The 12,778-nt window shown below is 69.7% G+C and carries 10 protein-coding genes and 4 tRNA genes; 12 read left to right on the forward strand and 2 right to left on the reverse strand.

Annotated elements, in window-relative coordinates:
* Positions 1-81 precede the first annotated feature (81 nt).
* From zapE to LK09_RS11200, 3 genes are all read left to right on the forward strand, one after another.
* Complete coding sequence (gene zapE / locus LK09_RS11190; RefSeq protein ID WP_082008226.1) at positions 82-1,047, forward strand: cell division protein ZapE; 966 nt, start codon at positions 82-84, stop codon at positions 1,045-1,047.
* A 143-nt stretch (positions 1,048-1,190) separates the two neighbouring features.
* Entirely contained in the window at positions 1,191-2,453 is a 1,263-nt protein-coding gene (locus tag LK09_RS11195) for an ammonium transporter (protein WP_052226680.1), read from the forward strand.
* 48 nt (positions 2,454-2,501) lie between these two features.
* Entirely contained in the window at positions 2,502-3,026 is a 525-nt protein-coding gene (locus LK09_RS11200; protein ID WP_039399296.1) for a type II toxin-antitoxin system PemK/MazF family toxin, read from the forward strand.
* Positions 3,027-3,224: 198 nt separating this feature from the next.
* On the opposite strand, the gene LK09_RS11205 is transcribed toward LK09_RS11200, so the two are convergent.
* Both LK09_RS11205 and LK09_RS11210 read right to left on the reverse strand, forming a co-directional pair.
* Positions 3,225-5,225 carry an ATP-dependent helicase gene (locus LK09_RS11205; RefSeq protein WP_052226681.1) on the reverse strand — a complete coding sequence of 667 codons (2,001 nt, stop codon included), beginning with the start codon at positions 5,223-5,225 and terminating at the stop codon, positions 3,225-3,227.
* Between the two features lie 123 nt (positions 5,226-5,348).
* Positions 5,349-5,421 (reverse strand) — tRNA-Val (locus LK09_RS11210).
* A gap of 70 nt (positions 5,422-5,491) precedes the next feature.
* Between LK09_RS11210 and LK09_RS20760 the strand changes: the two genes are divergently transcribed.
* From LK09_RS20760 to LK09_RS11255, 9 genes are all read left to right on the forward strand, one after another.
* A complete protein-coding gene (locus LK09_RS20760) occupies positions 5,492-7,072 on the forward strand; it encodes a D-alanyl-D-alanine carboxypeptidase family protein (protein WP_052226682.1) in 1,581 nt (526 codons plus the stop codon).
* Positions 7,073-7,169: 97 nt separating this feature from the next.
* Positions 7,170-7,242 (forward strand) — tRNA-Gly (locus LK09_RS11220).
* Between the two features lie 50 nt (positions 7,243-7,292).
* Positions 7,293-7,366, forward strand: a tRNA-Cys gene (locus LK09_RS11225).
* A 38-nt stretch (positions 7,367-7,404) separates the two neighbouring features.
* Positions 7,405-7,476: transfer RNA gene (locus LK09_RS11230), tRNA-Val, on the forward strand.
* Between the two features lie 211 nt (positions 7,477-7,687).
* Complete coding sequence (locus LK09_RS11235) at positions 7,688-8,920, forward strand: acyltransferase family protein (RefSeq protein WP_039399298.1); 1,233 nt, start codon at positions 7,688-7,690, stop codon at positions 8,918-8,920.
* A 60-nt stretch (positions 8,921-8,980) separates the two neighbouring features.
* Positions 8,981-9,484, forward strand: coding sequence for a glycine cleavage system protein R (locus tag LK09_RS11240; protein WP_039399300.1), 504 nt, complete (start codon positions 8,981-8,983; stop codon positions 9,482-9,484).
* Positions 9,481-10,167: a DNA alkylation repair protein gene (locus LK09_RS11245; protein WP_052226683.1), complete on the forward strand. Its 687-nt coding sequence runs from the start codon at positions 9,481-9,483 to the stop codon at positions 10,165-10,167. The genes LK09_RS11240 and LK09_RS11245 overlap by 4 nt, the downstream gene beginning before the upstream one ends.
* A gap of 41 nt (positions 10,168-10,208) precedes the next feature.
* Positions 10,209-12,218: a threonine--tRNA ligase gene (thrS, locus tag LK09_RS11250; protein ID WP_039399302.1), complete on the forward strand. Its 2,010-nt coding sequence runs from the start codon at positions 10,209-10,211 to the stop codon at positions 12,216-12,218.
* Entirely contained in the window at positions 12,215-12,763 is a 549-nt protein-coding gene (locus tag LK09_RS11255; protein ID WP_039399304.1) for an HIT family protein, read from the forward strand. Before thrS ends, LK09_RS11255 begins: the two co-directional genes overlap by 4 nt.
* Positions 12,764-12,778: the final 15 nt, after the last annotated feature.

Here is a 12,778-nt window from a genome sequence, read left to right on the forward strand (position 1 = left end):
GCGGCCGATTAGGCTTGATCGGTGGATTCTCCCGGCATCGTGCATCTTGTCGACCGTACGCCGCAGGTCACCGGCGATGAGATGGTGGCGGCGCTCGTACCGCCCCCGCAGTTCGACGGGGCGACCTTCGAGACCTACCAGGCGGATGCCGCCTACCCCTCTCAGCAGCACGCGAAGGATCAGCTCAGCGCGTTCGCACGCGGTCAGGCCGAGCAGCCGCGGGGCGGCCTGTTCCGTCGGCCGAAGAAGGTCGAGCCGCTCAAACCCGGCGTGTACCTCGACGGCGGATTCGGCGTCGGCAAAACCCACCTGCTGGCGTCGATCTATCACGCGATGCCGGCCCGCCGGAAGTACTTCGGCTCGTTCATCGAGTACACGGCGCTCGTGGGGGCGCTCGGCTACCAGAACACGGTGAAGCTGTTCCTCGGTTCGGACCTGCTCTGCATCGACGAGTTCGAACTCGACGACCCGGGCGACACCATGGTGATGACCCGGCTGCTGGGGGAGCTGGTGGCCTCCGGAACCCGCCTGGCGGCGACGTCGAACACCCCGCCGAACGCGCTGGGTGAGGGGCGCTTCGCCGCACAGGACTTCCTCCGCGAGATCCACGCGATGTCCGACAGCTTCGAGACGATCCGCATCGACGGCACCGACTACCGTCAGCGCGCGGTGGACGGGGCGGCCGCCGTCCTGGACCCGGGAGCGTACGAGGCGGCAATCCATGACGCCGCGGCATCCCGCGCGGTGTCCGACGACGCGTTCGGTGACCTCGTGACGCACCTCGCGAAGGTGCATCCGTCGCGGTACATCCGCCTCATCGAAGGCCTCGGGATGATCGGCCTGCGCGACGTCGAGCAGCTTCAGGACCAGTCCGCGGCGCTGCGGTTCGTCGCGTTCATCGACCGGGCCTACGACGCCCAGGTGCCGATCCGCGCCACCGGGCGCCCGCTCAACGAGGTCTTTGGGGACGAGATGCTCGCCGGCGGCTATCGCAAGAAGTATCTCCGCGCGATCTCGCGCCTGATCGCACTCACGACCGCGGCTTGACCGGGCGCCGAAACACGCTGTTCACACAGCGGGCGCGGACGTTACACCCGGGAAACAGACGCGGGCGCACGGGGAAACGTGTGCTCGGGAGACTCTCCTCACCGGCGACCACCCGAGTCGCCACACGAGAGAGGTCCCCCCTCATGCACTTGTTCGCTGCGGATGCGCCGGCCACGACGGTCGACGTGAACTCCCTCTGGCTGCTGGTGGCGGCCGCCCTGGTGCTGCTGATGACGCCCGGCGTCGCATTCTTCTACGGGGGCATGGTCAAGGCGAAGAGCGTCGTCTCGATGATGATGATGAGCTTCGGCGCGATCGCCATCGTCGCCGTCCTGTGGGTCCTGTACGGATACGGGATGTCCTTCGGCACGCCGCTCATCCCGCACGTGCTCGGCAACCCGTTCGACGGCTACATCGGACTCGAGAAGATGCTCGGCATCCAGCCCGGCGGCGCCATGCAGCCCGACCTGAACGGTCTCGCCTTCGTCGGCTTCCAGGCGACGTTCGCGATCATCACGGTGGCGCTGATCAGCGGCGCGATCGCCGACCGCGCGAAGTTCGGCTCATGGATGATCTTCGCCGGCATCTGGGTCACCGTCGTCTACTTCCCGGTCGCGTACTGGGTGTTCAACCTGACCGACGGCTGGCTCGCGAGCGTCCTCAAGGTCAACGACTTCGCCGGCGGCACCGCGGTGCACATCAACGCCGGTGCCGCGGGCCTCGCGCTGGCGCTGGTGCTCGGAAAGCGCGTCGGGTTCCAGAAGGGCATCCAGAAGCCCCACAACGTGCCCCTCACCCTGCTCGGTGCCGCTCTGCTGTGGTTCGGATGGTTCGGGTTCAACGCGGGGTCCGAGGCGGCGGTGGACGGCGTCGCGGCGATCGCGTGGATCAACACGCTGGCCGCTCCCGCCGCGGCCACCCTCGGCTGGCTGATCGTGGAGAAGATCAAGGACGGCAAGCCGACCTCGATCGGAGCGGCCTCGGGCGCCGTCGCCGGCCTCGTCGCCATCACCCCGGCCTGTAACATCCTGACGCCGGGCTGGGCGATCGTCCTCGGCCTGCTGACCGGCGCGGTCTGCGCGATCGCCATCGAGATGAAGTGGAAGCTCGGCTTCGACGACTCGCTGGACGTCGTGGGCATCCACCTCGTCGGCGGCATCATCGGCACGCTCTACATCGGCATCTTCGGCTCCGGCATCGGCCTGCTCGACACGGGTTCGTTCAAGCAGCTGGGCGCACAGGCGGTCGGTGCATTCAGCGTCCTCATCTACTCGTTCGTCCTGGCGTACGCGATCGGCTGGGTCATCCAGAAGACGATCGGGTTCCGCATCGCCAACGAGGACGAGATCGCCGGCGTCGACACCGTCGTGCACGGCGAGGAGGGATACCTGCTCGACGCACGTTGACGGGACCCCGGTTCGAGAAGCCGGATGCCGCGCGGGTAATGTGACCGCGTGGCATCCGGCTTCTTCTCGCGCGTCCTGTCGTTCCTGTTCGGTGGCCGGCCGGCGCCGGCGGGGAGGGCACCGCGCGGACACGGCGGCGTCGAGCCCGGACGCACGGGCGCGAACGCGACCGTGGAGATCGCGCCGCCCGGTCGCCGCGGACTGCGCATCGCCTACGCCCCCGCGCGCGACGGTGACCCGGACGGCGGCGAGATCATCTGGACGTGGGTTCCGTACGCGGAGAACGACGGGCGCGGCAAGGACCGGCCGGTGCTCGTCATCGGGCGAAGGGATGCCACCTCGGTGTACGCGGTGAAGCTCACCAGCAAGCCGAAGGACGGCAACCGCGACTACATCCCGCTCGGCACCGGGCCCTGGGACACCCAGGGCAGGCCCTCGTGGCTCGACGTCGATCAGGTGTACGTGGTGCACCACGACGGGATGCGGCGGGAGGCGGCGGCTCTGGACGTCGATCGGTTCGCTCGCGTGGCGCAGGCGCTCCACAAGCGCTACGGGTGGGCGGTCGGGGAGTAGCTGCACGGTGCTGCACGGTTTTTCCGAAGGACTACTCAATTCGGCCGGACTCGCACTCATTCGACGCCGATTCGCGGTCGGCGGTCCTGGTCCGCTGACAGTCTCAGGGGAGCGGCTCTGCATCCCGATGAACACGGGCCTTGTGCGAGGGATGCAGAGCCGTTCCGATTGTCTCGCGCGGCGGTTCGCCGCTGCGGATCACGCGAACAGCGCGTCGAGCTCGTCCACGCTCACGCGGGGAACGGCAGAAGCCGACTTCCGAGTCGGCTCCGTGATCCTCGAATCCACGACGGTCACGCACGAGAGTGCAGCACTCGTCAGAAATCGGCTCGGCTTGGCCTGCACGTGGCGTGCCGTGAACGCCGTCGGGTGCGTCGGCAGGGTCGCCGGTGCATAGATGCTCAGGGCGTCGCGCGCGCGAGTGAGTCCGACGTAGAACAGGCGCCGCTCCTCCTCGAGACCGGCGGGCGAGGCGAGGGCCATGTCCGACGGCATCGCCCCGTCCGTGGCCCGCAGAAGGTGCACGTGGGACCACTCCAGGCCCTTGGCGGAGTGGATGGTGGAGAGCGTCACCCAGTCCTCGTCGAGATGGGGCTGCGCCGCCCAATCACCCGCGCGCGTCACCGGGTCGACGGCCTGCTCGCCGACGAACGTGCGCAGGTCGCTCTGGCGGCCCGCGGCTTCGGCGATCTCCTGCACATCGGAGGCTCGGCGCTGCCAATCGGGGTAGTGCTGCTCCAGGAGCCCCGAGACCGCGTCGTGGCACGCGTCGACGAGTTCGGACACCGGGGTCTCGGCGTCGACGGCGCCGAGCAGCGACAGGGTCGTCGCGAGCCCGACGCGGGCGGTCGGCGGCGCCGCTGCGATCGCGTCCGACCCGCCGGCGATGCCCTGATCCGCGAGGATGCCGGCGAGTCGCCGTGCGCTCACCTTTCCGAGGCCGCGGTGCCGGGTGAGCAGGCGGTACCACGCGATCTCGTCGCCCGGATTGAGCACGACGCGGAATGCTGCGAGCAGGTCTCGCACGTGGGCGGTCTCGAGGTAGCCGATCCCGCCGAACTTGACGAACGGGACACTGCGGACCTTCAGCTCCACCTCCAGCATCGCGCTGTGCGAGCCGGTGCGCATCAGGACCGCCTGCTCGCGAAGGGGGACGCCCTCCGCGTGCACGGCCAGGATCCGGTCGGCGACCGCGCGGGCCTCCTCGTCGGCGTTCTCGCATCGGACGAGCTCGGGACGCGGTGCGGCCCCGGCGCGATCCGCGACGAGCCGGATGGGGAAGTCCTCCGGGCGGGCGGCGTTCGCGAGATCGAGGATCGGCTGCGTGGAGCGGAAGTTGCGTTCCAGACGGACGAGCTCGGCGCCGGGATGGCGGTCGAGGATCTCCTGGAGCTGGCCGGCGCCGGCGCCGCGGAATCCGTAGATCGCCTGCGCGTCGTCGCCCACGACGGTGAGCCCGCGTCCGTCGGGGGTCAGCCCGTGCACGATGTCCGCCTGCACGCGGTTCACGTCCTGGTATTCATCGACGAGCACCCAGTCCCAGCGCGCCCGCAGCCTCGCACCGACGTGCGGGTCGCGAACGAGCGCCCGCCACGCCACCAGGAGATCGTCGAGATCCAGCAGTCCGCGCGCCCGCTTGCGCTGCGCGTAGGCGCGCAGGAGCCCCATGATCTGGTCGGCATGCCCGAGGGCCCACGGGAACTGCTCCGAGATCACCTCGCGTCCGGGCTTTTCCAGACTCACGGCCCGGGAGGCGATGTCGGCCATCGCCCTCGTCGTCGGCATCCTCCGGTCGGTGCCGTCCAGACCGTGTTCGCTGCGCAGGAGGTCGAGCAGGTCGACGACGTCGTCGGGTGCCAGCACGGTGACGTCCGCCAACCCCAGGTGCTGCGAGTACTCCGCCACGATGCGGTGCGCCACGGCGTGGAACGTCCCTCCGGCGATGCGCTGGGCGAGAGCCGTGTCTCCGACCATCGCCGCGGCGCGGGCGGTCATCGCGGCGGCGGCGCGCCGGGTGAAGGTGAGAAGCAGAATCCGTTCCGGCGCGACCCCTGCGTCGATGAGCCGGGCCACCCTGCTGGTGAGCACACGCGTCTTGCCCGTCCCGGCGCCGGTGGCGACGACCAGCGGCCCTTCGCCGTGCTCGACGGCTCGCCGCTGCATCTCGTCCAGCTCTTCGATCTCGTCTGTGCTGCTCACGGACGAGACGGTATCCGACCCCTCGGACATCGAAGTCTGCCGACGGAGGGAGTGGGCCGTGCGGAGTCGTCACCCCGGCCCAGAAATGCGAAAACCCCCGGGTGGACCAGGGGATTTCATCTGTGGGCGATACCAGACTCGAACTGATGACCTCTTCCGTGTGAAGGAAGCGCGCTACCAACTGCGCCAATCGCCCGTAGCTCCGCGGAGCAACAGATCGATACTATACGAACTCGAAGGGGCTTCTTGACCACAAGGGGGTCTCCATGAGTCGACGCGCGCTCGCCGCCGTCCTCGCGGCGCTCGGACTGGTGCTCGGGATCACCGTCTTCCCGTCCGCCTCTCCGGCGGCATCCGCAGCCGTGACAGCGCATCGCATCGCCGGGGCGGATGCCTACGCGACCTCGGTCGCCGTCTCGCGCGCCGCCTTTCCGGCGACGATCCCGCACGGCACCGTCGTGCTCGTCTCGGGCGTGTCGTTCGCCGACGAGGTCGCCGCAGGACCGGTGGCGCTGGTGCTCGGCGGCCCGGCGCTGCTGACGGCGCCCACGACGCTTCCCGCGATCGTCTCCGCGGAGATCCGTCGGCTGCAGCCGACACGCGTCCTCATCCTCGGGGGCACGCCGACCGTCGCGGCCTCGGTGGAGACCTCGGTGCGCGCGATCGTGCCCGGCACGACCCGCGTCGCGGGCTCGGACCGATTCGCGACCGCTGCGGCCGCCGTGCGTCTCGCGTTCCCCTCCGGGGCGACGCACGTGTATCTCGCGGGCGATCCGGCACCTGACGCACTGGGGGCCGCGACCCTCGCCGCGCGTCACCGCGAGCCGATGATCCCGATCGCCGGCCTCTCGACCTCATTGAGCCCGGTCCTCACGAGTCTGCTGCACGACCTCGGAACGACCCGGGCCACGGTGGTCGGCGGCACCGGTGGGGTGAGCGCCGCCACGGTCGCGCGCCTCACGGCGCTGCCCCTGACGGTCGCGCGCATCGCGGGGGCGGATCGATACGCCACGACCGCCCTCATCGCCCGGTACTTCGGCTCGACCGGATCCGGCGTGCTGGTGGCCCCGGGGGCGGTCTCGCACGAGTCGTTCACCGCCACCGTCCTGGCTGCGCGCCGCGGCATCCCGCTCATGCTCAACGAGCCGGTGTGTGCCGGGCCCGCGCTGCGCAGATATGTGTCCGCTCACGCGGTTTCGGCCATCACGGCGATCGGAGGTCCCACGCAGCTGCGCGGTCTGGTGGCCCGGCTGACGCCGTGTCTGTCGACGACCGCGGCCGGGAGCATCTGGGTCCTGGTCGACAAGAAGCACCACCTGAACCCGATCACGTATCGGCCCCCGGATCTGCGGGCCGTCTCGTTGCCGGGGCGCTACCCCATGCGCGCTGCGGCCGCATCGGCCCTCGAACGGCTCTCCGCGGCATCCCGCGCAGCCGGGCACGGCACGCTCGGCGTGGTGAGCGGTTTCCGGTCGTACGCGTACCAGCAGTCGCTCTACGCGCATTACGTGAGCGCGAAGGGGCAGAAGTGGGCCGATCTCGCCTCGGCGCGGGCCGGCTACAGCGAACATCAGACGGGCTTGGCGGCGGACGTGGTCGCCTGCGCGCCGGGCTGCGGATCGATGGACGGATTCGGGTCGTCGGGCACGGGGCGGTGGGTCACGGCCAACGCGTGGCGGTACGGGTTCATCGTGCGGTACGAATCCGGGCGCACCTCGATCACCGGCTACGCAGCGGAGCCATGGCATCTGCGGTACGTCGGCGGCGCGCTGGCGGCCGACTACCACGCGGGCGGGTTCCACACCCTGGAGCAGTATCTGGCGTATCCGCCGGCCCCGACGTACTGATGCGGCACAGTGTGACACGCGCGGGGCGCACTCGTTTTTGCACTTGCGCGAACGTCGGGTAAAGTCAATGGAGTCGCCGGGGCAGCCCGGAAGACACGCGGATGTAGCGCAGTTGGTAGCGCATCACCTTGCCAAGGTGAGGGTCGCGAGTTCGAGTCTCGTCATCCGCTCGAGTGCGGGGATCTTCTTCGGAAGATCACGCCGTGGTCCATCCACACGCGGTGGCGTGGCCGAGCGGCTAGGCACCGGCCTGCAAAGCCGTTTACACGGGTTCGAATCCCGTCGCCACCTCCACTCCCGACTTCGGTCGGACAAATCAACAGCCTTGACAGGCGCGATTGGCGCAGCGGTAGCGCGCTTCCCTGACACGGAAGAGGTCACTGGTTCGATCCCAGTATCGCGCACAGAGAGAACCCCCGGTCACCCGGGGGTTTTTGCTTTTCCCGGGCGACATCGCGCCGATTCCAAGGGGATTCGCACGAATCGCTCCCGTGGCGCTCAAGGTCGTTCACTACCGTTTTCTGCACCGCCACGTACCGTACCGGTCACCCTTTGGCGGGTCGGCGTTCGCGTCGATATCGGGTTGATCGGTCGCTCGGCGACGAAAGCGGCTCGATGACCTCACAGACGCCAACCGGCACGACGAGGCTCGCCGCGCTGGACGGATTGCGCGGCATCGCGTGCCTGGTGGTGCTGCTGCACCACTGCATGCTGAGCATTCCCGTCTTCGCGGATGCGTACTTCGACGGCACCCGCGCCCGCGCCACGCAGAGCCCCGGCGAGTACCTGCTCACATGGTCGCCGCTGCACCTCGTGTGGGAGGGCACCGGCGCGGTGTGGACGTTCTTCGTGCTGAGCGGCTTCGTGCTCACTCGCCAGGTCCTCGTCTCCCGCAGCTTCACCTGGCGCTCCTACTACCCGCAGCGCATCATCCGGCTGTACGTTCCGGTGATCGTCGCGGTGGCCCTCGCGTTCGCGCTGGTGACCCTCTTCGGCAGCGCCCCGCAGGATGCCGCGCCCAGCGACTGGATCGCCCGCCGGGCCGATTCCATGAACCCGAGCGGCGTCCTCCACGACCTCACCCTGCTGTTCGGGGCGGGGGCGGGAATCTCGCCGCTGTGGTCGCTGCAGTGGGAGGTCTGGTTCTCGCTGCTGCTGCCGCTGTACGTCTTCGCCGTGCGGGCACGCGCGGGTGTGCCGGGGCGCCTCGCCCTCGCCACGGTTCCGGCCGCGGTCTTCGCCGTCTTCGCGCTGGGCGGCGGACAGTACCTCGTGGTGTTCCTGGTCGGCGCCGCTCTGGCGAGCCTGCACGACCGGTCGGCGGCGCCCGTGGCTGCCATCGCCGCGCGCCCCCGCCTGGCGCGGGCGGTGATCGCGGTTGCGGTCGCGGGGGTGGTCGTGCTGCTGCCCGCGCGGTGGACGCTCTGGTTCCTGCACCTTCCGGGGCCCGCGACGATGGCCCTGTCCGTGTCCGCGGCGGCGGTCGTCGTGCTGCTGGTGCTGCACTGGCCGGTCCTCGATCGGGCGCTGAGCCGGCGTGCCGTCGTGTGGGCGGGGGCGGTGTCGTTCAGCCTCTACCTCGTGCACGAGCCGATCCTGGTCTCCGCGGTTCGCGTGTTCGGCGATCGCCATCTGTGGCTCTCGCTGCCGCTGGCCGCGGCGACCGCCCTCATCGTCGCGGAGCTCTTCCGCCGCTACGTCGAGGCGCCCTCCGCGACGCTTGCCCGCCACGCAGGCCGGACGATCGCCGACTGGCGGCCACGGGCGTCCTGGGCGTCCGCGCCCGGCCCGGTGCGGACGCCGGCCCACGAGCTGTGGCGCGTCTCCGCCGGCATCGGAAATCGCTGAGCGGAACAGGACGCGCCCGTTCGCTATCGGCATCCGGCGGTGTCCGCCTAGGCTCTGAGCATGGCCAAGCTCGTGCTCACAGCGGTCGGAGAAGACCGCGCCGGACTCGTTCGATCCCTCGCCGACGCGGTGAACGCGCACGGCGGCAACTGGGAGACCAGCGAACTCGCAGAGCTGGCGGGAGTGTTCGCCGGCGTCATCCTCGTCTCCGTGCCCGATGATCGGGTCGACGCACTTCGCGGCGATCTCGCCGGTGTGGCCGGGCTCCAGGTGACACCGCACGTCGGCACGGACGTGCCGGTCCGCCACGGCGTGCAGATGGAGTTCAGCGTGCTCGGCAACGACCACCCCGGGATCGTGCGCGAGATCAGCGACACGCTGGCCCGCCACCGGCTCACGATCGACCACCTCACGAGCCGGACCATCGACGCGCCGATGTCCGGCGGCACGCTCTTCGAGGCGACCGTGCGGGTGCGTCCCCTCGAGGGGGCGGACCTGGAGGCCGCCGTGGTCGATCTGGAACGCCTCGCGGGCGAGATCCAGGTCGACCTCACCGTGGCGTGACCGCGGCGCCCTCCGATCCGCGAGCGGCCGCCCTCGTCGCGCGGATCCGATCCGACCTCGCGGCATCCGGCGACCCCGCAAAGGCTCCCGCGCAGCAGTCGTACATGAAGTCGGCGATGCCCTTCCTCGGGGTCTCGGTTCCGGATGTGCGACGGATCACCCGGACCGCGGCGGCAGGCGAGCAGGATGCCGCGATCCTCCTCGCCGCGGCATCCCTCCTCTGGGCCGACGCCGGGTACCGGGAACAGCGGTACGCCGCGGTGCAGCTGCTCGCTCTCCGCCCGTCGGCGGGCGACCCGCGAACGGTTCCGCTCATCGAGCACATGGTGCGCACCGGGCGCTGGTGGGATTTCACCGACGAACTCGCCCATCGCGTCGCGGATCTCCTGGACGCGCGACCCGCCGAGACCGCCCGGCTCGTGCGTGCGTGGAGCGTCGACGACGAGTTCTGGATCCGCCGGCTTGCGATCCTGTCGCAGCTGACCCGGCGCGATCGGGTGGATGCCGACCTCCTGGCCGACGCGCTCGCCCCCAACCTGCAGGACCGCGAGTTCTTCATCCGCAAGGCGATCGGATGGGCGCTGCGCGACTACGCGCGGGTGGCACCCGACTGGGTGCGCGAGTACGTGGCGACGCACGAGCTGAGCCCTCTGAGCCGGCGCGAGGCGCTCAAGCATCTGTGACCGGTTCCGCCGAGCCGGGCGCGTCCGGGTAGCCTTGGGGAGTGACTGACGTATCCATCCCCGCCGACGTGGTGTACCCCGCCGACGGCTTCGCCCTGTTCCCCGACCGCTCCGTCATCGCCCTGCGCGTGAACGGCGAGCTCAAGGATCTCGCGACGACGGTCACGCAGACGGATGCCGTGGAACCGGTGATGATCGACAGCGCGGACGGCCTGGGCATCCTGCGCCACTCCACCGCGCACGTGCTCGCGCAGGCGGTGCAGCGCATCAAGCCGCAGACGAACCTCGGCATCGGCCCGCCCGTCACCGACGGCTTCTACTACGACTTCGGCACCGAGCATCCCTTCACGCCGGAAGACCTCAAGGCGATCGAGAAGGAGATGCAGCGCATCATCCGCGAGGGCCAGCGCTTCGTCCGCCGGGTCGTGACCGACGACGAGGCACGCGCCGAGCTCGCCGACGAGCCGTTCAAGCTCGAGCTGATCGGACTGAAGGGCGGCAACAAGGAGGCCGCCGAGGGCGCATCCGTCGAGGTCGGCGCCGGCGAGCTGACGATCTACGACAACGTCAACCGCGACGGCGAGACGGTCTGGAAAGACCTGTGCCGCGGCCCGCACCTGCCGTCGACCCGTCTGATCGGCAACGGCTGGGCGCTGATGCGGATCGCCGGCGCCTACTGGCGCGGCAGCGAGAAGAACCCGCAGCTGCAGCGCATCTACGGCACCGCCTGGCCGACCAAGGACGAACTGCGCGCCTACCAGCTGCGCTTGGAGGAGGCCGCCAAGCGCGACCATCGCAAGCTCGGCAAGGAGCTCGACCTCTTCTCGTTCCCGGACGAGCTCGGGTCGGGGATGTCGGTGTGGCATCCGCGTGGCGGCATCGTCCGCGGCGAGATGGAGCAGCACGCCCGCAAGCGCCACATCGAGGGCGGCTACACCTACGTGTACACGCCGCACATCTCCAAGGAAGACCTGTTCTGGCAGTCGAACCACCTCGTCAACTACAAGGACGACATGTTCCCGCCGATGAAGATCGACGAGGAGCACGACGACGAGGGCAACGTCACCCGCAAGGGCGTCGACTACTACCTGAAGCCGATGAACTGCCCGATGCACATCCTCATCTACAAGGAGCGCGGGCGCAGCTACCGGGATCTGCCCCTGCGCCTGGCGGAGAACGGCACCGTCTACCGGTACGAGCGGTCGGGCGCCCTGCACGGCCTGACCCGCGTCCGCGGGTTCACCCAGGACGACTCGCACCTGTTCGTCGCTCCGGAGCGGCTGCAGGAGGAGGTCGCCAAGGTCCTCGACTTCATCGTCTCGATGCTGCGCGACTTCGGACTCACGGAGTTCGAGCTCGAGCTGTCGATGCGCGACGACGAGAAGGACAAGTGGATCGGCACCGAGGAGTTCTGGGAGTCGTCGACCGACGCGCTTCGGCAGGTGGCGCTGGCGAGCGGTCTGAAGCTCACCGAGGTTCCCGGCGAGGCGGCCTTCTACGGGCCCAAGATCGACCTGAAGACCACGGATGCGATCGGTCGCGTCTGGCAGCTGTCCACGGTGCAGGTCGACCCGAACCTGCCGGCGCGCTTCGACCTCGAGTACACCGGGTCCGACGGCGAGAAGCACCGGCCGATCATGATCCACCGGGCCCTGTTCGGCTCGATCGAGCGGTTCTTCGCGATCCTGCTCGAGCACTACGCCGGCGCGTTCCCGGTGTGGCTGTCGCCGGTGCAGGTCGTGGGCATCCCGGTGGCCGAGGAGTTCGCCGACTATCTCGACGACATCGTCGGGCAGCTGCGCGTGGCCGGGGTTCGTGCCGAGGTCGATCACAGCACCGACCGCATGCAGAAGAAGATCCGCACCCACACGACCCAGAAGGTGCCGCTGCAGCTGATCGCCGGCGATCAGGACCGCACTGCCGGCACCGTCTCGTTCCGCTTCCGGGACGGCACACAGCGCAACGGGGTGCCGGTCGCCGAGGCGATCGAGCTCGTGACGGCGGCGATCGCGAACAAGACGCTCGTCAACACGGTGGACGATCTCGCGTGAACGACGAGCACCCGCTCGAGCAGGCGGCGGACTTCGCGGGCGTCCCCGACGGATTCCAGCGCCTGTGGACGCCGCATCGGATGGCGTACATCAACACCGGCGCCGAGGCGCTGCGCGGATCGGGATGCCCGTTCTGCGCGGCGCCGGCCAAGTCCGACGAAGACGGTCTCATCGTGTTCCGCGGCGAGACGGCCTACGCGCTGCTGAACCTGTTCCCGTACAACTCAGGACACCTGCTGGTGTGTCCGTACCGCCACATCGCGACCTACGATCAGGCGACCCCCGAAGAGGCCTCCGAGATGGCGGCGATCACGCAGACGGCGATGCGGGTGCTCCGCGACGTCTCGCGCTGCGACGGCTTCAACATCGGCATGAACCAGGGGCGGGTGGCCGGTGCGGGCGTGGACGAGCACCTGCATCAGCACATCGTGCCGCGGTGGGACGCCGACGCGAACTTCTTCCCGATCATCGCCCGGACCAAGGCGCTGCCGCAGCTGCTCGGCGAGGTGCGCGCAGCGGTGGCGGCCGACTGGCCGGCCTCGTAGAGGCATCCTGCACGG

Source organism: Microbacterium mangrovi (genome assembly GCF_000802305.1).
GTDB classification, from domain to species: domain Bacteria; phylum Actinomycetota; class Actinomycetes; order Actinomycetales; family Microbacteriaceae; genus Microbacterium; species Microbacterium mangrovi.